Here is a 21,925-nt window from a genome sequence, read left to right as displayed (position 1 = left end):
CACTTCTTCGAGGTCTACAAGGACCTGGAGCCCGGCAAGTCGGTCGAGGGTGCCAACTGGGTGGGCCGCACGGAGGCCGAGGCGGAGATCGAGCGGTCGTACAAGCGCCTCAAGGAGCAGGGCGGCCACTGACCCCGGCTGTCTTTTCTCGCGAGCGGGCCGCGTCACCCCGGCAGGGGGTGACGCGGCCCGCTCGCGTGATCATGCGCATACTGAACCTAACGGAATGCGTCGTTCAGGAAGCGGTGTGAGGTGTCGGAGGCGGAGGACCGCAAGCCCCGGTCGGACGAGGCGCGGTACGACCCGGAGATCACGTCCGAGTTCGCCATTCCGGAGGGGCTCGACGTAGCCAAGGGCAGCGAGTCGGAGACGACCTCGGAGTTCTCGCTGCCGAAGGGCCTGGAGACCCCGCAGACGCCCGCGCCGGAGCCGGAGGGCTCGGCGTTCAACACCCCGCACACCTACAGCGCGAAGCACGCCCCGCCCGCCTTCACCCCGGCGACCGGCGTCCCGATGCTCACCCTGATCACGGACGCCCCGTGGCAGGACCGGATGCGCACCATGCTCCGGATGCCGGTGGCCGACCGCCCGGCGCTGGAGCCGATGGCGCGCGCCGAGGAGGACGGCCCGGCGGTTCCGCGCGTGCTCGACCTGACCCTGCGCATCGGCGAGTTGCTGCTCGCGGGCGGCGAGGGCGCCGAGGACGTGGAGGCCGCGATGTTCGCGGTGTGCCGCTCCTACGGCCTCGACCGCTGCGAGCCGACCGTCACCTTCACTCTGCTGTCGATCTCCTACCAGCCGTCCCTGGTCGAGGACCCGGTCACCGCCTCGCGCACGGTCCGCAGGCGCGGCACCGACTACACCCGGCTCGCGGCCGTGTTCCGCCTGGTGGACGATCTGACGGACGCCGAGGCGCATGTCTCCCTGGAGGAGGCGTACGGCCGTCTCGCGGAGATACGGCGCAACCGGCACCCCTACCCCGGCTGGGCGCTGACCCTGGCGAGCGGTCTGCTCGCGGGCGCGGCCTCCGTGCTGGTCGGCGGTGACGTCATCGTGTTCGTCGCGGCGGCGGTCGGCGCGATGCTCGGCGACCGGCTGGCGTGGCTGTGCGCGGGGCGCGGGCTGCCGGAGTTCTACCAGTTCACGGTGGCCGCGATGCCGCCCGCCGCGATCGGTGTGGCGTTCGCGCTTGCGCACGTGGACCTGAAGGCGTCGGCGGTGGTCACCGGTGGACTCTTCGCGCTGCTGCCCGGACGGGCGCTCGTGGCGGGCGTGCAGGACGGTCTGACGGGCTTCTACATCACCGCGTCCGCGCGCCTGCTGGAAGTCATGTACTTCTTCGTCGGCATCGTCATCGGCGTGCTGACCGTCCTGTATTTCGGCGTGCAGATCGGCGGCCGGCTGAACCCGGACACCGCGCTGCACATCTCGCAGCGGCCGCTGCTGCAGATCGCGGCCTCCATGGTGCTGTCGTTCACCTTCGCGATCCTGCTCCAGCAAGAGCGCGCGACGGTCCTGTGGGTGACGCTCAACGGCGGTGTGGCCTGGTCGGTGTACGGCGCGATGCACATCACCGGCGGCTTCTCGCCGGTGGCGTCGACGGCCGTGGCGGCGGGCCTGGTGGGGCTGTTCGGGCAGCTGATGTCGCGGTATCAGTTCGCGTCCGCGCTGCCGTTCACGACGGCGGCGATCGGTCCGCTGCTGCCCGGTTCGGCGACCTACTTCGGGCTGCTGTCCATCGCGCAGAACGAGATCGACAAGGGCCTTGTGTCGCTGGCCAAGGCGGTCTCGCTCGCCATGGCCATCGCGATCGGGGTCAACCTCGGTTCGGAACTCTTCCGGCTGTTCCTGCGGGTCGGCTCGCCGGGCAAGCGCCGGGCGGCGAAGCGGACCAGGGGCTTCTGAGGCCCCGGCCCGCCGCGCGGCACCGGTCAGGGGGCGCGGTGGCCGCCCTGGTCGTAGCCGTAGGGGTACTGCTGCTGGGGGTCGCCGTAGCCCTGGCCGTCGTACTGCGGCTGCTGCTGGGGGTGCTGGGGCTGCTGCTGGCCGTAGTACGGGCCGTTGCCGCCCTGGTCGGTGTAACCGCCGTTGCCGTAGGGCTGGTTGGGCTGGTTGCCGTACGCGGGCCGGGGCTGCTGCGGCTGCTGGCCGTACTCCTGCGGCCAGTACTGCTGCTCCGGGTGGCGGGGCTGCTCGTAGGGCTGCTCGTGCGGCTCGGGCTCGATGCGGCGCAGCTGGGTGGTGGCGTCGTCCATGGCCGGGGGCTGCGGGTACGGCTGCTGCCGCGCGTCCTGGACGTGCTCGGGCCGCTCGGGCTCCTCGGCGCGGGCCTTCTTGTCCTTGGAGCGGGCGCGCAGGAACTCGATGATGATCGGGACGACCGAGATGAGGACGATGAGGATGAGCATCGCCTCGATGTTGTCCTTGACGACCGGGATGTTGCCCAGCCACGAGCCGAGCAGCGTCACACCCGCGCCCCACAGGACGCCGCCGATGACGTTGAAGACCAGGAAGGAGCGGTACTTCATCCCGCTGACGCCCGCGATGATCGGCGTGAACGTGCGCACCACGGGCACGAAGCGGGCCAGGACCAGGGACTTGGGGCCGTGCTTCTCGAAGAACTCGTGCGCCTTGAGGACGTTCTCCTGCTTGAACAGGCGTGAGTCCGGGCGGCTGAAGAGGGACGGGCCGACCTTCTTGCCGAACATGTAGCCCGCCTGGTCGCCCAGGATCGCGGCGAGGCAGATCAGGGCGATGGCACCCCACAGCGGGAAGTCCATGTCCCCGGAGGTGATCAGCAGACCGCAGGTGAACAGCAGCGAGTCACCGGGCAGGAAGAACCCGATGAGCAGACCCGACTCCGCGAAGACGATGAGCAGCAGGCCCCAGATGCCGTACGTGTCGAGCAGGTTTCCGGGATCGAGCCAGCTCGGGCCCAGTGCGAGAGTCATAACGGTCCGGGCTCCTGAGGGGTGAGGGCGGCTGTGGCGTCATGTGCGGCCGCACAAAGCTATCAACGCGTCGTGACCGGCTCAGGTTCCACCGGTGGTCCCAGAATGCACTGTGGGGCGACTGGGGCAAAGCTGTGGGTCATGGGACTCGATGACTACGGCGGCGGCCAGGGGCCCGAGCCGGACGTACTGGTCGTGACGGCGAACGACGTGCCCGGACGCCGGGTGGAGCGCGTGCTCGGCGAGGTCTTCGGCCTCACCGTCAGGTCGCGGCATCTGGGCAGCCAGATCGGCGCCGGGCTCAAGTCGATGATCGGCGGCGAGCTCAAGGGGCTCACCAAGACGCTGGTGCAGACCCGCAACCAGGCCATGGAGCGGCTGGTGGAGCAGGCACGCGCGCGGGGTGCCAACGCGGTCGTGGCGTTCCGCTTCGACGTGACCGAGGCCGCCGACCTCGGCACCGAGGTGTGCGCGTACGGCACGGCGGTGGTCCTGGCCCGGGAGTGACACCGGGCCAGGACCGGCGGGACCGGTGATCCGTACGGCCTACTCCCCCGCGCCCTCCGCCGCGTCCTCCCGCTCCCGCCGCTCCGCGTTCGCGGTGATCGCCGCGTACAGGTGCTCGGCGAGGCCCGGGCGCATCGAGTCGTAGTACGCCCTGAAGCGCTCGTCGGCGACGTACATCTCGCCCAGGCAGCGGTGCATGGCGGGCGGGCAGGGGTAGAACCAGCGGTCGATGTGGAGGCGGTGCTCCTCGGCCATGGTGAGCGCGGCCGCGCTCGTGGGCGGCTCGTCGGCCGCCATGAGGGCGGCGTAGCGGGCGGACCAGTCGTCCACCTCGGCCTTCATGCGCTTCCAGTCGTCCTTGGTGTAGCGGGCGGCTCGGCGCCGCGACTCGGCGTACGCCTCGGTGCCGCCCCAGCGCTGTTCCGCCTCCTCGGCGTAACTCTCGGGGTCCTTGTCCCCGAACACCTCGAACCGTTCCTCCGGGGTGAGGTCGATGCCCATCCTGCGTGCCTCCATGGCGTGTTCCACGGCCGCGGCCATCTGCCGCAGCTTCTCGATCCGGGCGGTGAGCAGCTCGTGCTGCCGACGCAGGTGTGTGCGCGGGTCCGCGTCGGGGTCGTCGAGCAGGACGGCGACCTCGTCCAGGGGGAAGCCGAGTTCCCGGTAGAAGAGGATGCGCTGGAGCCGGTCGAGATCGGCGTCGGTGTAGCGCCGGTGCCCCGCGTGGGTGCGCTCGCCGGGGACCAGCAGTCCGATCTCGTCCCAGTGGTGCAGGGCCCGCACGGTGACCCCGGCGAACCCCGCGACCTGCCCTGTGGAGTACCCCACGTCCCGCTCCCGTCCTCGCACGTCACCGCCCGGGGAACACGCTCGTGCCTCACGCCGCGTGAGGTGCAAGCCGTTTCCGTTCGGGATGTCATGTCCGCTTGATCCGCTTATCGTGTGCCCGTGGCCCAGGACACCGCGCGGCAGCCGCGCCCGACCTTTCCGGCTCCGGCGCGTGCCCTGCTCCCGCTGATCCTGCCCGCCGTGCTGGTGGGGGTGGTCGCGAGTCTGATCTTCGTCGGGGTGAGCACGGCGGCGGAGCGGCTCCAGCACGTGCTGTGGGGGCCGCTGCCGGACGCGCTGGGCATCGGCCGGTACTCGGTGGCGTGGATGTTCGTCATGCTGGTCGGGACGGGTGTCGCGGTCGGTCTCGTGGTCTGGCTCGTGCCGGGCCACGCCGGTCCCGACCCGGCCACCCTCGGCCTCGACGCCCCCGTGCTGCCCCCGGTGGTGCTGCCCGGGCTGGTGGTGGCGACCGCGCTGATGCTGGCCGGCGGGCCGAGCCTGGGCCCGGAGAACCCGATCATCGCCGTGAACGTCGGCCTCGCCATGTGGTTGGGCAGCCGCTTCCTGCCAAGGACGCCGGGCGCGCTGTGGCCCACGCTGGCCGAGGCGGGCACGATCGGGGCGCTGTTCGGCACGCCGGTGGCGGCGGCGCTGGTCATCTCCGAGGCGCTGACCGCGCGCCCGCTGCCCGGACGGCTCTGGGACAACCTCTTCGCGCCGCTGACGGCCGCCGCGTTCGGCGCCATGACGACGACCCTGGTGGCCGAGCCGAGCTTCGACCTCGGCCTGCCGCCCTTCGGCCGCCCCGGCTGGGCCGACGTACCGGCCGCGATGGCGGTGGCCTCGGCGGCGGCGCTGCTCGGCCTGTGCGCCGTGTACGTCTTCCCGTACGTCCACCGGGTCTTCGGGCGGCTGCGGCACCCGATGCTGATGCTCCCGGCGGGCGGCGTGGTGCTCGGCGCGCTCGCGGCGGCGGGCGGTCATCTGACGCTGTTCAAGGGGCTGACCGAGGTCGGCGAGCTGGCCCGTGACCCGGACGGCCGCACGGCCGGGCAGTACGCCGTGCTGGCGGTGGTGAAGGCGGCCGCGCTGGTCGTCGCCGCGTCGTCCGGCTTCCGGGGCGGGCGCATCTTCCCGGCCGTGTTCGTGGGGGCCGCGGTGGGCCTGTGCGCGCACGCGCTCGTCCCGGCGGTGCAGCCCTCGCTGGGCGTGGCCTCCGGCGTGCTGGGAATGCTCCTGGCCATCACCCGGCAGGGCTGGGTGAGCCTGTTCACGGCCGCCGTCCTGGTGGCCTCGCCCACCATCTTCGCCCTGCTGTGCATCGCCTCGCTGCCGGCCTGGCTGCTGGTGACCGGGCGGCCGCAGATGCAGCTCCACGCGGACGGCACCCCGGTCCGCTGAATCCCCCGTATGGAGGCATGACGATGGCTCTGCACAAAGGTTCCGGCAAGCGCGACGAGCGGAAGGTGTCGGTCAACCCGTTCTTCGGCGAGGCCAACCCCGTCAGCGGCATGACCGAGGCGCCGCCCACGCACCGCCTGCCGGACTCCCCGCTGCCGCCCACCACCGCCTACCAGCTGGTGCACGACGAGCTGATGCTCGACGGCAACGCGCGCCTGAACCTCGCCACCTTCGTCACCACCTGGATGGAGCCGCAGGCCGGGGTGCTGATGGCCGAGTGCGCCGACAAGAACATGGTCGACAAGGACGAGTACCCGCGCACCGCCGAGCTGGAGCGGCGCTGTGTGGCCATGCTGGCCGAGCTGTGGAACGCGCCCGACCCCTCGGCGGTCGTGGGCTGTTCGACCACCGGCTCCAGCGAGGCCGGGATGCTCGCGGGCATGGCGCTCAAGCGCCGCTGGTCCAAGCGGAACGCCGACCGCTACCCGGGGGCCCGGCCCAATCTCGTGATGGGCGTCAACGTCCAGGTGTGCTGGGAGAAGTTCTGCGACTTCTGGGAGGTCGAGCCGCGGACGGTGCCCATGAGGGGCGACCGCTTCCACCTCGACCCGCGCGAGGCGGCCGAGCTGTGCGACGAGAACACCATCGGGGTCGTGGGCATCCTCGGCTCCACCTTCGACGGCTCCTACGAGCCGATAGCCGAGCTGTGCGCCGAACTCGACGCCCTCCAGGAACGCACCGGGCTCGACATCCCGGTCCATGTCGACGGCGCCTCCGGCGGCATGATCGCCCCCTTCCTCGACCCCGGTCTGGTCTGGGACTTCCGCCTGCCGCGCGTGGCCTCCATCAACACCTCGGGCCACAAGTACGGGCTGGTCTACCCCGGCGTCGGCTGGGCCCTGTGGCGCGACTCCGAGGCGCTGCCGGAGGAGCTGGTCTTCCGGGTGAACTACCTCGGCGGCGAGATGCCCACCTTCGCGCTCAACTTCTCCCGGCCCGGCGCGCAGGTGGTCGCGCAGTACTACATGTTCCTGCGCCTGGGCCGCGAGGGGTACCGCGCCGTCCAGCAGTCCACCCGCGACGTGGCCCGCCATCTGGCCGACCGCGTCGAGGCGTTGGGCGACTTCCGCCTCCTCACCCGGGGCGACCAGCTGCCCGCGTTCGCGTTCACCACCGCCGACCACGTCACGTCGTACGACGTGTTCGACGTCTCCCGGCGGATGCGCGAGCACGGCTGGCTGGTCCCGGCGTACACCTTCCCGCCCGACCGGGAGGACCTGGCGGTGCTGCGGGTGGTCTGCCGCAACGGCTTCTCCCACGACCTGGCGGACCTGTTCCTGGCCGACCTGGCCCGCGCGCTGCCCGCGCTGCGGCGGCAGGAGCGGCCGTCGTCGGCGGACAAGGGGGCGGTGACGGGGTTCCACCACTGACGGCGGGTTCCCCCACTGACGCAGGGGCGGCGCGGGCCGGGTGCCGCCCGGCCGGTCACCCGGCCTGTTCGCTCCGCTGCCGTTCCAGCGCCACCAGCTCGAAGGCGGTCTTGCCGTCGAGCGACTCGCGGATGACGTCGGCGTGGCCGGCGTGCCGGGCCGTCTCGCGGATCAGGTGCAGACACACCCAGCGCAGCGAGACCCGCTCGTCCGGCGGGAACCAGGGGGCCTCGGGCAGCGGGAAGGTGTCGTCCAGGCTCGGCGCGGAGCGGATCAGCTTCTCCGTGTCGGCGGCGGCCTCCTCCCACAGGGCGAGCTGGGAGGCGACCGTCTCGTCCCCCACCAGCTGGAAGCACTCGTGCCAGTTGGACTCGTCCCGGTGGACCGCGGGCGGCTCCTGGCGGGCGCGGGCGATCCAGGTCCGCTCCATCTCCACGACGTGCTTGAGCAGTCCGCCGAGCGACAGCTCGCTCGCACTCGGCCGGGAGCGGGCCTGCTCCTCGGTCAGCCCCAGCACCGCCCGGCGGATGCCGCCGCGCTGCTCCTCCAGGAACGCGAGGAGTGCCCCGCGCTCGTCGCCCCGCGCTTCGGCTCGTACGTGCGTGACCATGGTCGTCCGCCCTTCTCCGGGTCCGTTGCCCTGACGAGGAAGACGCTACGGACCATCGAGGTCAGATCCTGTCCTCGATGGTCCGTGGTGCGGTGACGTATCGGCGGGCCTCAGAAGGGGAAGGCGCTGCGTCCGTGCTGGACCGAGATCCACTTGGTGGTGGTGAACGCCTCCAGGGTCGTCTCGCCGTTCAGCCGGCCGAGGCCCGAGTGCTTCTCGCCGCCGAACGGCACCAGCGGCTCGTCGTGCACGGTGCCGTCGTTCACGTGGAACATGCCGGTGTCGATCCGCTGCGCGAAGGCCACACCGCGCTCGACGTCCCCGGTGTGGACCGCGCCGCTGAGGCCGTACGGCGTGTCGTTGACGATCCGTACCGCCTCCTCCTCGCCGTCGAACGGCACCAGGAAGACGACGGGGCCGAAGACCTCCTGGCGCAGCAGGGCCGAGCCCTCGGGCAGGGCGGTGAGCACGCTGGGCGCGACCAGGTTGCCCTCGACGCTGCCGCGTACCAGGGCGGTGCCGCCCTCGGCGAGGGCCTGCTCGACGACCGCCGAAAGAGCTTTGGCCTGGGTGGAGTTGATGACCGGGCCGATGACGGTGCCGGGGTCGCGCGGGTCGCCCACCGGCAGCGAGCGGACCTTGGCGACGAACTTCTCGGTGAACTCGTCGGCGACCGAGCGGTCCACGAGCACCCGGTTGGCCGCCATGCACACCTGGCCCTGGTGCACGAACCGGCTGAAGACCGCCGCGTCCACCGCGTAGTCGAGGTCGGCGTCGTCCAGGACCACCAGGGCGCTGTTGCCGCCGAGTTCGAGCACCGCGCGCTTGAAGTGGGCCGCGCAGACGGTCGCCACATGGCGGCCGGTCTTGTCGGAGCCGGTGAAGGAGATGACCCGGGGCACCGGGTGCTCGATGAAGGCGTCCCCGATCTCCGCGATGTCGGTGATGACGACGTTGAGCAGCCCGCCGGGCAGGCCCGCGTCCTCGAAGAGCTTGGCGATCAGCGTGCCGCCCGTGACCGGGGTGTTCTGGTGCGGCTTGAGGACGACGCCGTTGCCGAGCGCGAGCGCCGGGGCGACCGACTTGATCGACAGCAGGAAGGGGAAGTTGAACGGGCTGATCACGCCCACGACACCCACCGGCACCCGGTAGACGCGGTTCTCCTTGCCGTCGGCCGGGGAGGGCAGGATCTTGCCCTCGGGGCGCAGCGCCAGGTGGATCGACTCGCGCAGGAACTCCTTGGCGAGGTGCAGCTCGAAGCCCGCCTTCACCCGGGTGCCGCCGAGTTCCGCGACGATCAGCTCGGCGATCTCCTCCTCGCGCTCCTCGATCAGCGCGAGCGCCCGCTCGAACACCGCACGGCGGGCATAGGCGTTGGTCTCGGCCCACTTCTTCTGCGCGCGCTCGGCGGCACGGTAGGCGTCGTCGACCTCCTCGACGGTGGCGACGGTGATCGCGGCCAGCTTCTCGTCGTCGTAGGGGTTGAAGTCGATGACGTCCCAGGAGCCGCTCCCCGTACGCCATTCACCGTCGATGTACTGCTGGGCCAGTTCCTTGAAATAGGACGCCATGTGATCCCTCACTCGCTAGCGGACGACACTGCCACGCCGGGTTCTGATCACAGGCAATCGTACTGACGCACCAAGGGGCCCGGAGACACACAGGCCCCTCAACAACCGCTTTGCGTCAGGTGAGTTGAAGGATGCCCCGGAGGATGTCACGGCTCTCGGCCGGTCCCGGGCTGTCCTGCTGGAGCTCCTTGAGCGCCTGCTCGTACTGGATGACGTCCTCGCGCTTGTCGAGATAGAGCGCGCTGGTCAGCTGCTCGACGTAGACCACGTCGGACAGGTCGGACTCGGGGAAGCTGAGCAGGGTGAAGGCGCCGCTCTCCCCGGAGTGGCCGCCGAGGCCGAACGGCATGACCTGGAGCCGCACGTTGGGCCGCTCGGAGACCTCGATCAGATGCCTGAGCTGGCCGCGCATCACCTCGCGGTCGCCGTACGGACGGCGCAGCGCGGCCTCGTCCAGGACGATGTGGAACTCGGGGGCGCCCTCCGGGTCGTCGGCCAGCAGATGCTTCTGCCGCTCCAGGCGCAGCGCGACCCGGCGCTCCACGTCGGCGGTGCTCGCGCCCTTCATGCCGCGCCGGACCACCGCGCGCGCGTACTCCTCGGTCTGGAGCAGGCCGTGCACGAACTGGACCTCGTAGACGCGGATGAGGTGGGCGGCGCCCTCCAGGCCGACGTAGGTGGGGAACCAGCTGGGCAGGACGTCGGTGTAACTGTGCCACCAGCCCGCCACGTTGGCCTCCCGGGCGAGGGAGAGCAGCGACTCGCGCTCCGCCTCCGCGTCGACGCCGTAGAGCGTCAACAGGTCTTCCACGTCCCTGGTCTTGAAGCTCACGCGGCCGAGCTCCATCCGGCTGATCTTGGACTCGGAGGCGCGGATCGAGTACCCCGCCGCCTCGCGCGTGATGCCCCGCGCCTCACGCAGCCGCCTGAGTTGCGAGCCGAGCAGCATCCGCCGCACCACCGATCCGGGCTCTCCCGCGCTCACTTCGCCAGCCTCCCCAACCGTCTTCAGATGCCGCAGTCTGCCACTAAAACACTTCGAGCAGTACTCGTTCGGTTACAGAAACGGAAAGAGGTCAACCGTTTCTCCTATGCCAGGGTCACGGTCCTGGACGGAACTTGGGGCCAAGATGGCGGAAAAAATGGCCAAGAAGCGGTACGCGCGGGCGCAATTCGGCCGCGTGCACGTGCATCTGCCCTTGCATCTGCTGTGCGCATCCGAAACCATGGGGCCGCGCCACCGCTGCATCGCAACGACCGCGAATTCCCGGGAGTGCCTCGCATGGGAACGAATGGATCGACCATGCTCAAGCCGTTACGGCAGGGCCTTCCCCCACTGGACCCCACCGCCGTCTCCGAGGCCGCCTCCTGCGCGCTGCCCGCCCGCTACGAAGCGGTGCGCGAGGCCCGGCACTTCACCCGGGCCACCCTGGAGCGCTGGGACGTGGGCGAGCGCGCCGAGGACATCGCGCTCGTCGTCTCCGAACTCGTCACCAACGCGCTGCGGCACGCACTGCCCGGTGAGGCGGCGGACGCGGGCGAGGACGACTGTCCGGGCCCCAACTCCTCCCCGGTGCGGCTGCATCTGATGCACTGGACGGGACGGCTGGTGTGCGCGGTGCGCGACCCCAGCCACGGCACTCCGGTGCCCCGCGAGTCCGACGACTTCTCCGCCGAGTCGGGCCGGGGGCTGTCCCTCGTGGACTCCTTCGCGGACGGCTGGGGCTGGCATCCGCTGGCGGGCGCGCTGAGCGGCAAGATGGTGTGGGCGCTGTTCCTGCTGCCGCCGGCGGAGTCGGCGGACTGAGCGGGCCCCGGCGCGCTCACCGTCCCGACATCGTTGTCCCGACATCACTGTCCCGACATCGTTGCCAACGCCCGTGCCGCACGGGCGGGTTGTCAGCTCGCGATCAGGTGGTCGAACTCGCCGTCCTTGATGCCGAGGAGCATGGCCTCGATCTCGGCACGCGTGTAGACGAGCGCGGGGCCGTCCGGGAAGCGGGAGTTGCGGACGGCCACCTCGCCGCCGGGCAGCCGCGCGAACTCCACGCAGGAGCCCTGGGAGTTGCTGTGCCTGCTCTTCTGCCAGGCCACGCCGACCAGCTGCGTGGCAGCCATGCCGTTGTACACGTCGTACCCCCCGTACACGCTGTCAACGTAGTGGTCCACAGGTCGCTCCCCGGTGGTGCACTGTCTGATGTGGCCGCAAAGGCCGTGGTCATTGGTGCTGTGGTCAGTAGATGCTGCGGTCAACCGACCCGGATCATAACCCTGTTCACATGCAGATGAATGAGCAGATGCACGTGCACGCGGGGTGTTCCCGCGATTACAGCTTTGACGACCGCTTTACCGAAGCCCTTCCCCGCCTGCCCGGGATACGACGGCACATGCCGCCCTGTTCACGCACCAGGAAGAGACGCGCGCGGGGCCGTTCCTGTTCCCCCGCCCGAGCGGCCAATTCCGGCCGCCTGCTCAGGGGTAACGGCTGGTAACTTGCTGCGCGGTCCGCGGGCTCCCGCCCCGGGCGACCCGCTACGGCTTGGGAGCGTGACGTGACTGGGGCTACGGCTACGGCGAGCGGCAGGGGAACGGGTACGGCGCGGGTACGGATCGGTGCCGCGGCGGCCGGGGTGATCGGCGCGCTGGTGCTGACCGGGTGCGGTGGGGGCGGCGGGGACGACTCCCCGGACAGCTCCCCCACGGCGAGCGCGGCACCCACGGCTTCCGGCTCCGCGAGCGGGGCGGAGACCGGCGGCGCCGGGGACACCGCCAAGGGTGGCGTCGCGGAGGTCCAGGGCAGCTGGATCACCACCAGCGGCGGCAAGGTCGTGGCCCTGGTGATCACCGGTAAGCAGGCGGGGCTCTTCGCGACCGGCGGCGCGGTGTGCAGCGGCACGGCGAGCGAGGAGTCGGGCATGCGGATGATCCACCTCACCTGCAAGGGCGACTCCGGCCACCGGAGCACGGGGATGGTCGACTCGGCGACGAAGGACGAGCTGAAGATCACCTGGTCCGGGGGGCCGGGGAAGGAGACGTACACGAAGGCGGAGGGCGGGACGCTGCCTTCTGGGCTGCCGTCGGGTCTGCCCTCGGGGCTGCCTTCGGCGTTGGGATAGCCGGGAGAGTCCATCGGCGTCGGGACAGCCGGGGCGGTCCATACGTGGTCCGGACGCCGCGCGCCCGGCGCCGCCCGGAATCCTGCCTGAAGCGGTGAATCCGCCGGGGCGCGTGCTCGGGCGGCGCGCGCAGGGGCGATGATGCGGGGATACCGTCACGACCCTCGATGGGACCAGTTCATGCGCGTCATTCCGCTCACCCTCACCGCCCTCGCCGCCGCTCTCGCCCTGACCGCCTGCGACAACGGCGGCACAAGCGGGTCAAGCGGGGCGAGCGGCGCCGAGAGCAAGGCCGGCGCGTCCTGCGCGGCCGGTTCGGTCTCGCTGCAGGTCGGCTCCGCGAGCGTCGCCCCCGCCACCGGGGACAGCGGCCAGGTGCCGGTGAGCATCACCAACCAGAGCGCGCCCTGCACCCTGGACCACTTCCCCGGCGTCACCCTCCACCAGGACGGCCACACGGAGAAGCTGCCCGTCCAGGAGGGCGCGACGGCGCAGAAGCTGAAGCTCGCCAAGGGCGACTCGGCCACCTTCACCATCGACTACGTGCGCGGCGCGGACGCGAAGGGCGCGAAGGCGGCCACCATGGAGATCACGCTGCCGGGCGGCGGCGAGCCGCAGAGCTTCCCGTGGAAGTACGGCACGGTCGCGGCGAAGGCCGGCAAGACCACCCCGGACGCGTCCGTCAGCGCCTTCCAGCAGGCCGGGGACTGAGCAGCCGTAGGGCCCACTGCTCCTAGGTGGGCCTCAGTCCGCCCTCGGTCGGCCCTCCCTCCGTCAGTCCAGTCGGCGCCGGGCCCGTACCTGGGCCTCGTCCGCCGCGCGGGCGCCCTCCGTCCACCCGGCCGCGTCGCTGACGCCGCGCAGCCGGGTCGTGGTGGTCTCCGGGAACATGCGCTCCATCCGGTCGGTGACGGCTATGTCCCGGGTGGCCAGTACCGGCAGCAGGTCCTGGGTGACCTGGGTCTCGGCGGCCGCCGCGAGCCGGTCGCCGACGCGATGGGCGTAGGCCGCGAGGAACGACTGGCGGAAGGTCTTGGTCCGCTTGCGTCCGCCCGCCCGCTGCGCCGCCTCGGCCTTCGCCATCGCGTGCGTGGCCTGCACCAGCAGTGAGGTGTACAGCAGCTCGACCGCTTCCAGGTCCGCCTCGAAACCGACGACGGTGGAGAAGGCGAGCGGTTCGTTCCACACCGCGCGGCAGCGGTTGGCACGGGCGACCGCGTCCAGCAACACGGCCTTGGCCTGCTCGTACGGCGGCTCGACCCCTATCCGGCAGGCACCGGGCGCGTCCGGCGCGGGCGCGGCGGCGGCGAGCAGCGCCTCGTCCACGCTGTACCGGGCCGTCAGCTCCTGCGCCTTGGCGGTCAGGGCCTCCGCCTCCTCCGGGTAGGTGGTGGCCTCGGCCTTGGCGAGCAGGGCGCGGATACGGCCGAGGGTGCGGGACGCCTCCGGGCTCGCGGCCCGGCGGGGTTCCTCCAGCGGCTCCAGGGCGGGCAGCCGCAGCAGCAGGCGGTACAGCTCCAGGACGGCGGTGGCGTGCGAGAACCGGTCGCTTGCGCGCACGGGCTCGGCCACTTGCTCGCGAAGGGCGTCCAGCTGCGCGGCCCAGCGGTGCCCGCGCGCCCGGTCGTCGGCCGCCTGGTCCCGGATCAGCGTGGCCGCGAGCCGTATGTGGAGGTCGTCCAGCTCACGCCGTACGAGTCGTACGACGTCGGCGGGCTGCCAGCCGCGCCGCCAGGCCGTGGCGACGAACTCCGCGCCGCGCCGGTCGAGTTCCGCGTCGGCGGCGGGGTCGGCGGCGAGCAGGGACGCGCCGGTGTCGAGGCCGGAGTCGGTGTCGTCGTAGAGGGCGGCCCGGAAGGCGCGCTCGACGGTGCTGGCAGTGCTGGTCACGCCGTCGATCGTGCCACGACCGACCGACAGTCCGCCAAAACTTGTCCACAGCCTGTGGACAAGTGCGGGCTCTGCCCGAAAACCCGCCGCACCCCCGAACATGCGTCAACCATCGGTTGACAGTGAAGAGGTGTCAACTTACGGTTGACACATGGCGACCAACCCCAACATCACGTCATCCGTGCGCCTCGACGACCTCATCGCGGCCATCAAGAAGGTGCACCCCGAACCCCTCGACCAGCTCCAGGACGCGGTGATCGCCGCCGATCACCTCGGAGACGTGGCCGACCACCTCATCGGCCACTTCGTCGATCAGGCCCGCCGCTCGGGCGCGTCCTGGACCGACATCGGCAAGAGCATGGGCGTGACCCGGCAGGCGGCACAGAAGCGGTTCGTCGCGAAGGAGTCGGCGGACCTCGACCTGAGCCAGGGCTTCAGCCGCTACACCCCGCGCGCGCGGGCGGTGGTCATGGCCGCGCACAACGAGTCCATCGCGGCCCGCAACCCGGAGGGCCGCCCCGAGCACCTGGTCCTCGGCCTGCTGGCCGAGCCGGAGGGCCTGGCCGCGAAGGCGATCGCCGAGCAGGGCGTCCCGCTGGACGCCGTACGCCAGGCCGCGACCGCCGCGCTCCCCCCGGAGGCCGAGGACGTCCCCGACCTCGTCCCCTACGGCCCCGCCGCCAAGAAGGTCCTGGAGCTGACCTTCCGCGAGGCGCTCCGCCTCGGCCACAACTACATCGGCACCGAGCACATCCTGCTCGCCCTGCTGGAGCACGAGAACGGCGCGGGCGTCCTCAGCGGGCTCGGCATCACCAAGGACGCGAGCGAGCAGTACGTGAACGGGGTGCTGGCGGCGCTCCTGGAGCAGCGGAAGCAGGCAGCGGCGGCCGGGGCGCCGCCGGTGCATCCGGACGACGTGGAGGGGGACGCGGCGGGAGACGCGGCGCGGGGCTGATCCGAGACCCCCGCCCCTGCCGTGAATCCGCAGGTCAACCCGATTGTCAGACCCCCCTGACACACTCACGTACATGGCCGACCGGTGGGCGCTCGCTTCGGCCGAGGACGGTGGCGTGGACGTCGCCCCCCTCGGTCCGGACGGGCTGCCCGCCGGTCCGGTGCGTCGCGAGAGCGATCTCGCGGAGGCGGTGCGGAGCCGCCCGGAGGTGACGCGCTGGGTGTGGAGGTCGACCGCCGAGGTCTACCCGCGACTGCTCGCCACGGGGGTGCGAGTCGAGCGGTGCTACGACATCGAGGACGCCGAGACACTCCTGCTGGGCCACGAGGGCCGACACGGCGAGCCGCGCTCGGCCGCCGCCGCCCTGGCCCGCCTCCGGGGCGGCCCCGTGCCGCCCGACCCGCCGCAGCGCCCGGCGGACCGGGGCTCGCAGTCGCCCCTCTTCGAACCGGCGGCCGCGCGCATGCCGCTCCAGGACCTCCTGGAGGTCTACGCCGACCAGCACCGAAGACACGACCGCACCGCCCACCCCGACCGGATGCGCCTGCTGACCACGGCCGAGTCGGCCGGGATGCTGGTGGCCGCCGAGATGAACCGCGCGGGACTGCCCTGGAGCGCCGAGGTCCACCGTGAGGTGCTGCGCGACCTGCTCGGCGAGCGGTACGCGGGCGGGGGCGAGCCGCGCCGGCTCGCGGAGCTGGCGGACGAGATCTCGACGGCGTTCGGTCACCGGGTGCGCCCCGACCTGCCCGCCGACGTGGTCAAGGCGTTCGCGAAGGCGGGCATCAAGGTCACCTCCACCCGCCGCTGGGAGCTGCGCTCCGTGGACCACCCGGCGGTGGAGCCGCTGTTGGAGTACAAGCGGCTGTACCGCATCTGGGTCGCGCACGGCTGGTCCTGGCTGCGCGACTGGGTGCGTGACGGCCGCTTCCGGCCCGAGTTCCAGGCCGGAGGCACGGTCACCGGCCGGTGGGTGACGAACGGCGGGGGCGCGCTGCAGATCCCCAAGGTGATCCGGCGCGCGGCGGTGGCCGACCCGGGCTGGCGGCTGGTGGTGGCCGACGCGGACCAGATGGAACCCCGGGTCCTCGCGGCGATCTCCCGCGACCCGGCCCTCATGGAGGTGGCCTCCCGCGAGAGCGACCTCTACCAGTCCGTCTCCGAGCGCGCCTTCTCCGGCAACCGCGAACAGGCCAAGCTCGCGGTGCTCGGCGCGATGTACGGCCAGACCTCGGGCGACGGCCTGAAGAACCTCGCCGCCCTGCGCCGCCGCTTTCCGGCGGCCGTGGCCTACGTGGACGACGCCGCCCGCGCGGGCGAGGAAGGCCGCCTGGTCCGCACCTGGCTCGGCCGCACCTGCCCGCCCGCCACCGCGACCCCGGACGCGGCGGAGGAGGCGGGCATCCCCCTGGCCCTGGACGACTCCCCCGCCCCCGACGGCGGCGGCGCCCGCGCCCGGGGCCGCTTCACCCGCAACTTCGTCGTCCAGGGCAGCGCGGCCGACTGGACCCTTCTCCTCCTGGCCGCCCTCCGCCGGACCTGCGCCTCCCTCTCCGCCGAACTGGTCTTCTTCCAGCACGACGAGGTGATCGTCCACTGCCCGGCGGAGGAGACGGACCAGGTGATCCAGGCCATCCACGACGCCTCGGCCCTCGCGGCCCGGCTCACCTTCGGCGACACCCCGGTCCACTTCTCGTTCACGACGGCGGTGGTGGAGTGCTATGCGGACGCGAAGTGAGCGGCTCCGACCGGCGGCGACCCGAACAGCAGGAAACCCCGGGCCGACATCGACCTGGGGTTTATCAACCACGCCGCTTTCGCGAGTCGCGAGAGCTGAAAAATATCCCTGCGGGGAATCCCTGAAGAGAGCCGAAGCTCCGCTGTTCGCGAATGGGCTCGCCGCCCTGTCGCTCCAACGGAGCTTCGACCTGTTCCCCCTGAAACCGCGGGTGTTCCTTCTTCAGCCGGCCAGGCTCTTCCAGCCCGAGCACGCGACAGGCGTCGGGTCGCTCGCTCCGTCGACCGTGCACACCCGCATGCGGAATGCGGACCCGAGGGGCACGCCGCCCGGGATCTTGAACTGGGTGGAGACGCCGTCTCCGCCGACGTAATGGGTGCCGGGCTTCATGGTGACCCAGGAGCCGTCGATGATGTCGGCCCCTTGGATCTGGGACCGGACGCCGTGCCCGTCAGCGCACGAGTCCCAGAGGCGGAAGGTGTCGCTGCTGTCGACGAAGTAGAGATACGCGACGTCGTGCGGCCCGCCAATGGACCCAGGACAGTTGACCTTCGAATTGGTCAGCGTTACAGAGTGGTCGGAAGCCGAGGCCGCGCCGCTGAAGCCAATCGCGATAACGGGGGCGGCCAAAGCGGCCGCGATTCGACTCGTCCATTTGCTTACCACAGTTTCCCCTTTTGTTTTCGGTCATCCCAGAGCCTGGTCACAGCGGCTCAAGTCGCAAGGAATTTCTACCAGCACAACGGTGACCTCTGTCAAGGATTTTCTGCGAGGGTGATCAAAATCCACAGGGTTCTGAGGTGAATTTGAGGTTCCGGGAAACAGATCACCCGAACCTCAAAAGCGGCGCACCATTTCCCAATGACCGCACGCTTTACTCTCAAATTCAACATTCCCATGTGCGGCAGAACAGCACGTGATCTGCTCACGGCCGGACGGGCGCCCGCTCGACCTTCGGCACGACGGACCGCCGCACGGCCGGCACGATCCTCGACGAGCCGGGGGTGGCGCGCTCGACACCCGTGCGGCCCGAGGCACGCGGCGTCACCACCTCCGGCGAACGAAGAAACCCCAGGCCGGAGGACATCCGACCTGGGGTTCCAGAGTGAGCCGCTTTCGGGATTCGAACCCGAGACCTACGCATTACGAGTGCGTTGCTCTGGCCATCTGAGCTAAAGCGGCGTGCTGCGTGGGCACCGGAGTGCTCGGCAACGTCGGTAAGTCTACACAGGTTCGCGGAGTGGTCGTACCGGCCCCCTGGTGGGAGGGGGCCGGTGCGGTGGGGTCAGGTGCAGCGCTTGCCCTGGGTGGGCGGGGTGCCCTTGAGGAGGTAGGTGTCGATCGCGGTGTCGACGCAGGTGCTGCCGCGGCCGTAGGCGGTGTGGCCGTCGCCGTCGTAGGTCAGGAGGCGGCCCGAGGCGAGCTGGCGGGAGAGGGACCGGGCCCAGCGGTAGGGGGTGGCGGGGTCGCGGGTGGTGCCCACGACCACGATGGGGGCGGCGCCCTTGGCCTCGATGCGGTGGGGGGTGCCGATGGCCCTGACCGGCCAGTAGGTGCAGTTCAGGGAGGCCCAGGCGAGGCTGGTGCCGAAGACCGGGGAGGCCTTGCGGAACGCCGGAAGGGCTTGGCGCACCTGGTCCGGGCCGGAGAAGGCGGGCGGGAGGTCCAGGCAGTTCACGGCCGCGTTGGCCATCATCAGGTTGCTGTAGTGGCCCTTGGCGTCGCGCTCGTAGTAGATGTCGGCGAGGGCCAGCAGGCCCGCGCCGTCGTGCTCGTCCATGGCCGACTTGAGGGCCTCGCGCAGCTGCTCCCAGAGGCCCTGGTCGTACATCGCCGCGACCACGCCGATGGTCGCCAGCGGCTCGCCCAGCTCGCGGCCGTCCGCGTCGCCCGCCGGGATCGGGTGGGCGTCGAGCTCCCGGAAGAACGCCTGCAGGCGCTGTCCGACCTGGTCCGGGGTGTGGTCCTTGCTGTTCAGCGGGCAGTCGGTCTGCTTCACGCAGTCCCGCGAGAACGCCTGGAAAGCCGTCTCGAAGCCGGCCGTCTGGTCCAGGTTCACCTGGCGGGCGTCCAGGGTGGGGTCGATCGCGCCGTCCAGCACCAGGCGGCCGGTGCGCTGCGGGAACAGCCCGGCGTAGGTCGCGCCGAGGAGCGTGCCGTACGAGGCGCCGACGTAGTTGAGCTTCCGGTCGCCGAGCAGGGCGCGCAGGATGTCCATGTCACGGGCCGCCTCGACGGTGGAGACGTGCCGCAGCAGCCGCGCCGAGTGCGCGCCGCAGCTCTCCGCGAACCCCCGGTCCGCCGCGACCAGCGCGTCCGTCTCCTTCGGGCTGTCGGGGGTCAGGTCCGTCTCGGTGAAGGCGTCCATCTGGCGGCCGTCGAGACACTTGACCGGATCGCTGCGGCCGACCCCGCGCGGGTCCATGCCGACCATGTCGTACCGGGCGCGGACCTCGGCCGGGTAGCCGAGCGCCGCGTACTGCTGGAGGTAGTTGATCGCCGAGCCGCCCGGGCCGCCCGGGTTCACCAGCAGGGAGCCGAGCGGCTTGGCCTTGCCGGTGGCCTTCTTGCGGACGACGGCGAGCTTGACGTCACCGGAGCCGGGCTTGTCGTAGTCGAGCGGCGCCTTGAAGGTCGCGCACTGGAAACCGGCGGCACCGCACGCGCGCCAGCTCAGCCGCTGGGAGTAGTACGGCGCGAGCGCGGCCGGGGTCGCCTTCGGCAGCGGGGGCAGCACCGCGCCCTGGACCGTCGCGGCGGCCGAGGCGTCGGTCGGGCCGGTGGCCGAGCAGGCGGTCAGCAGCAGCGCGGCGGCCGCGAGGAGAGCCGCGGTGGCGCGGGCACGGGTGCCTGCGGTACGGGGCGCGCGCGACCCCGGGGACAGCGTCCGGGAGTACCGGCGCGGAGAAGGCTCGGTCTGCATCAGGCGAGCGTAACCCTGCGCGACGGAGCGGACACGTTGTGCACGGTACATGCCTCGTACGGGGTATGGCGGGCGTGCGGCACCAGGACCCGGCCCCCGCTCACCCCGCCCGCAGCGCCATCGTCATCGCCTCCACCGCCAGCAGCGGGGCCACGTTGCGGTCCAGGGCCGTACGGCACGCGGCGATCGCCTCGATGCGGCGCAGCGTGGACTCCGGGGAGCTGGAGCGGGCGATGCGGTCGAGCGCGTCCTCGGCGTCGGTGTTGGCGAGCGCGATACGGGAGCCGAGCTGGAGGGCGAGGACGTCGCGGTAGAAGCCGGTGAGGTCGCCGAGGGCCACGTCGAGGCTGTCGCGCTGCGTACGGGTACGGCGGCGCTTCTGCATGTCCTCCAGGTCCTTCATGACGCCCGCCGTGCCGCGCGGCATACGGCCGCCCTGGACCGCGCCGAGCGCCGCCTTCAGCTCCTCGGACTCCTTGCCGTCCATCTCCTCGGCCAGCTGCTTGGCGTCCTCGGCGGCCGCGTCGACCAGCTCCTGGGCGGCCTTCAGACAGGCGCCGACCTCGCTCAGGCGCAGCGGCAACTTGAGCACGGCGGCACGGCGCTCGCGGGCCGCCGGGTCGGTGGCCAGGCGCCGGGCCCGGTCGACGTGCCCCTGGGTGGCGCGGGCGGCGGCCGCGGCGACCTCGGGCTCGATGCCGTCGCGGCGGACGAGCATGTCGGCGACGGCGTCCACGGGGGGCGTGCGCAGGTTCAGGTGGCGGCAGCGGGAGCGGATCGTGGGCAGCACGTCCTCGATGGAGGGCGCGCACAGCAGCCAGACCGTGCGCGGGGCGGGCTCCTCGACGGCCTTGAGGACGGCGTTGGCCGACTTCTCGTTCAGCCGCTCTGCGTCCTCCACGAGGATGATCTGCCAGCGTCCGTTCGCCGGGGCGGTGAAGGACTTGCGGACCGTGTCGCGCATGTCCCTGACCAGGATCTCCGCGCCGACGGCGGCCACCGAGGTCACGTCCGCGTGGGTGCCGAGCAGCGCGGTGTGGCAGCCGTCGCAGAAGCCGCAGCCGGGCATGCCGCCGAGGGCGCGGTCGGGGCTCACGCACTGGAGGGCGGCCGCGAAGGCCCGCGCCGCCTGGTTGCGACCCGCGCCGGGCGGACCCGTGAACAGCCAGGCGTGGGTCATCCGCGACGACTCCGGCGGCGGCTCGGCGGCGGAGGCGGCCGTGACGAGCGCGTCGGCGTCCCGCGCGGCGCCCTCGAGCACCGCGCCGACCTTCTCCTGCCCGACGAGGTCGTCCCATACGGTCATGGGTCACGCCGCCCTTCCGTCACACCGCGCACGTCACACCGCGCGTATCCCGGCCTCCATTGTGCGGGGGAGCACCGACAACGCCGAAAACGGGCGCCGGGCACGCAGCGGAAAAGGGGCGCCCCCGGAGCCGTATGTGCTGCTCCGGGGGCGCCCCCCTGTCTCGGTCCCGCTCAGCGGCGCCGGTTGCGGCCCCGCCTGTCCTCGTCCTCGTCACGCGCCCCGTACTCGCGCTCGTCGTACGAGCCGAGCAGTTCGTCCGCCAGCGACGGCAGGTCGTCCAGCGGGGTCTCCTCGGCCCAGTCGGGGCGCGGGCGGCGGGGGCGGCCGTCGGCGTCGAGCTGGGGCATCTCGCGGGTGCTGTCGTCGGAACCGCCGGTCCGCTCGTCGCGGAAGTAGCCGGAGGGCACCCGGCTCGCCCGGCCGTCGCCGCGCACGGGCGGCAGTACGGCGGTCTCGTCGGCCGGCACCTGGGGCAGTACGGCCGTCTCGTCCGTGGCGCCCGCCGGGGGCAGCGGCACCTCGGCCGTCACCTCGGACTCGCGGTGCTCGTCGCGCACCGGCGGGAGCAGGGCCGTGCGGTCGGCGTCCGGCCTGATGACCGGGGTCGGGACCGTCTCGTCCACGGCGCGGGGCGCGGGGCGCGGCGCGTCGTCCTTGTTCAGCGAGATCACGGGGGTCGGCATGGTCGTCGCC

Annotated in this window: 20 protein-coding genes, 1 tRNA gene and 1 pseudogene; 10 read left to right on the top strand and 12 right to left on the bottom strand. The window is 71.8% G+C overall.

The genetic code is table 11. From position 1 onward, the window contains the following. Positions 1 to 132 (top strand): inorganic diphosphatase (locus GTW40_RS07360; protein WP_161179345.1); only part of this gene is annotated, 132 nt, incomplete at its 5' end. Between the two features lie 120 nt (positions 133 to 252). After that, positions 253 to 1,905, top strand: coding sequence for a threonine/serine exporter family protein (locus GTW40_RS07355; protein ID WP_161179344.1), 1,653 nt, complete (start codon positions 253 to 255; stop codon positions 1,903 to 1,905). A 26-nt stretch (positions 1,906 to 1,931) separates the two neighbouring features. On the opposite strand, the gene GTW40_RS07350 is transcribed toward GTW40_RS07355, so the two are convergent. After that, a complete protein-coding gene (locus tag GTW40_RS07350) occupies positions 1,932 to 2,951 on the bottom strand; it encodes a VTT domain-containing protein (RefSeq protein WP_161179343.1) in 1,020 nt (339 codons plus the stop codon). Positions 2,952 to 3,092: 141 nt separating this feature from the next. On the opposite strand from GTW40_RS07350, the gene GTW40_RS07345 reads away from it, so the two are divergent. After that, the gene (locus GTW40_RS07345; RefSeq protein ID WP_161149100.1) at positions 3,093 to 3,458 is read left to right on the top strand and encodes a YbjQ family protein; all 366 of its coding nucleotides are present in this window, start codon (positions 3,093 to 3,095) and stop codon (positions 3,456 to 3,458) included. A 39-nt stretch (positions 3,459 to 3,497) separates the two neighbouring features. Here GTW40_RS07345 and GTW40_RS07340 read toward each other — a convergent pair whose 3' ends face one another. Beyond that, positions 3,498 to 4,286 carry a MerR family transcriptional regulator gene (locus GTW40_RS07340; protein ID WP_161179342.1) on the bottom strand — a complete coding sequence of 263 codons (789 nt, stop codon included), beginning with the start codon at positions 4,284 to 4,286 and terminating at the stop codon, positions 3,498 to 3,500. 120 nt (positions 4,287 to 4,406) lie between these two features. Between GTW40_RS07340 and GTW40_RS07335 the strand changes: the two genes are divergently transcribed. Both GTW40_RS07335 and GTW40_RS07330 read left to right on the top strand, forming a co-directional pair. Then, the gene (locus GTW40_RS07335; protein ID WP_161179341.1) at positions 4,407 to 5,690 is read left to right on the top strand and encodes an ion channel protein; all 1,284 of its coding nucleotides are present in this window, start codon (positions 4,407 to 4,409) and stop codon (positions 5,688 to 5,690) included. Between the two features lie 23 nt (positions 5,691 to 5,713). Continuing rightward, complete coding sequence (locus GTW40_RS07330) at positions 5,714 to 7,120, top strand: glutamate decarboxylase (RefSeq protein WP_161179340.1); 1,407 nt, start codon at positions 5,714 to 5,716, stop codon at positions 7,118 to 7,120. Between the two features lie 55 nt (positions 7,121 to 7,175). On the opposite strand, the gene GTW40_RS07325 is transcribed toward GTW40_RS07330, so the two are convergent. The 3 genes from GTW40_RS07325 to GTW40_RS07315 all read right to left on the bottom strand — a co-directional run bounded on the left by GTW40_RS07325 (position 7,176) and on the right by GTW40_RS07315 (position 10,250). After that, on the bottom strand, positions 7,176 to 7,730 hold the full coding sequence (locus tag GTW40_RS07325) for a DinB family protein (protein ID WP_161179339.1): 555 nt from the start codon (positions 7,728 to 7,730) through the stop codon (positions 7,176 to 7,178). Positions 7,731 to 7,840: 110 nt separating this feature from the next. Then, the gene (locus GTW40_RS07320; RefSeq protein ID WP_161179338.1) at positions 7,841 to 9,301 is read right to left on the bottom strand and encodes an aldehyde dehydrogenase family protein; all 1,461 of its coding nucleotides are present in this window, start codon (positions 9,299 to 9,301) and stop codon (positions 7,841 to 7,843) included. A 115-nt stretch (positions 9,302 to 9,416) separates the two neighbouring features. After that, positions 9,417 to 10,250, bottom strand: a complete 834-nt coding sequence (locus tag GTW40_RS07315) for a helix-turn-helix transcriptional regulator (protein ID WP_161179349.1) — start codon at positions 10,248 to 10,250, stop codon at positions 9,417 to 9,419. A 354-nt stretch (positions 10,251 to 10,604) separates the two neighbouring features. On the opposite strand from GTW40_RS07315, the gene GTW40_RS07310 reads away from it, so the two are divergent. Then, positions 10,605 to 11,108 carry an ATP-binding protein gene (locus GTW40_RS07310; protein ID WP_161179337.1) on the top strand — a complete coding sequence of 168 codons (504 nt, stop codon included), beginning with the start codon at positions 10,605 to 10,607 and terminating at the stop codon, positions 11,106 to 11,108. A 92-nt stretch (positions 11,109 to 11,200) separates the two neighbouring features. On the opposite strand, the gene GTW40_RS07305 is transcribed toward GTW40_RS07310, so the two are convergent. Next, complete coding sequence (locus GTW40_RS07305; RefSeq protein ID WP_343245628.1) at positions 11,201 to 11,470, bottom strand: DUF397 domain-containing protein; 270 nt, start codon at positions 11,468 to 11,470, stop codon at positions 11,201 to 11,203. A gap of 383 nt (positions 11,471 to 11,853) precedes the next feature. Between GTW40_RS07305 and GTW40_RS07300 the strand changes: the two genes are divergently transcribed. Continuing rightward, positions 11,854 to 12,417 (top strand): hypothetical protein, encoded by a 564-nt coding sequence (locus GTW40_RS07300; protein WP_343245627.1) that lies wholly within the window; start codon positions 11,854 to 11,856, stop codon positions 12,415 to 12,417. Between the two features lie 180 nt (positions 12,418 to 12,597). Further along, positions 12,598 to 13,128, top strand: a complete 531-nt coding sequence (locus GTW40_RS07295; RefSeq protein WP_161179336.1) for a DUF4232 domain-containing protein — start codon at positions 12,598 to 12,600, stop codon at positions 13,126 to 13,128. A gap of 63 nt (positions 13,129 to 13,191) precedes the next feature. On the opposite strand, the gene GTW40_RS07290 is transcribed toward GTW40_RS07295, so the two are convergent. Next, positions 13,192 to 14,307 carry a DUF2786 domain-containing protein gene (locus tag GTW40_RS07290; RefSeq protein ID WP_343245626.1) on the bottom strand — a complete coding sequence of 372 codons (1,116 nt, stop codon included), beginning with the start codon at positions 14,305 to 14,307 and terminating at the stop codon, positions 13,192 to 13,194. A 151-nt stretch (positions 14,308 to 14,458) separates the two neighbouring features. On the opposite strand from GTW40_RS07290, the gene GTW40_RS07285 reads away from it, so the two are divergent. Next, positions 14,459 to 15,262, top strand: coding sequence for a Clp protease N-terminal domain-containing protein (locus tag GTW40_RS07285; protein ID WP_161179335.1), 804 nt, complete (start codon positions 14,459 to 14,461; stop codon positions 15,260 to 15,262). Between the two features lie 73 nt (positions 15,263 to 15,335). Beyond that, positions 15,336 to 17,000, top strand: coding sequence for a bifunctional 3'-5' exonuclease/DNA polymerase (locus GTW40_RS07280; RefSeq protein WP_161179334.1), 1,665 nt, complete (start codon positions 15,336 to 15,338; stop codon positions 16,998 to 17,000). Between the two features lie 222 nt (positions 17,001 to 17,222). Here GTW40_RS07280 and GTW40_RS07275 read toward each other — a convergent pair whose 3' ends face one another. The 5 genes and pseudogenes from GTW40_RS07275 to GTW40_RS07255 form a co-directional block, all read right to left on the bottom strand. Then, positions 17,223 to 17,630 carry a hypothetical protein gene (locus tag GTW40_RS07275; protein WP_161179333.1) on the bottom strand — a complete coding sequence of 136 codons (408 nt, stop codon included), beginning with the start codon at positions 17,628 to 17,630 and terminating at the stop codon, positions 17,223 to 17,225. A gap of 478 nt (positions 17,631 to 18,108) precedes the next feature. After that, positions 18,109 to 18,182 (bottom strand) — tRNA-Thr (locus GTW40_RS07270). 103 nt (positions 18,183 to 18,285) lie between these two features. Beyond that, the gene (locus GTW40_RS07265; protein WP_161179332.1) at positions 18,286 to 19,923 is read right to left on the bottom strand and encodes an alpha/beta hydrolase; all 1,638 of its coding nucleotides are present in this window, start codon (positions 19,921 to 19,923) and stop codon (positions 18,286 to 18,288) included. A 100-nt stretch (positions 19,924 to 20,023) separates the two neighbouring features. Then, positions 20,024 to 21,229 (bottom strand): DNA polymerase III subunit delta', encoded by a 1,206-nt coding sequence (locus GTW40_RS07260; protein ID WP_161179331.1) that lies wholly within the window; start codon positions 21,227 to 21,229, stop codon positions 20,024 to 20,026. A 173-nt stretch (positions 21,230 to 21,402) separates the two neighbouring features. Then, positions 21,403 to 21,925: pseudogene (locus GTW40_RS07255) on the bottom strand (dTMP kinase); the annotation flags it as partial.

The organism is Streptomyces sp. SID4985, assembly GCF_009863025.1.
Lineage (GTDB): Bacteria > Actinomycetota > Actinomycetes > Streptomycetales > Streptomycetaceae > Streptomyces.
Note: the sequence above shows the minus strand (reverse complement) of the source record. Positions and strands in the feature narration are given on the sequence as shown.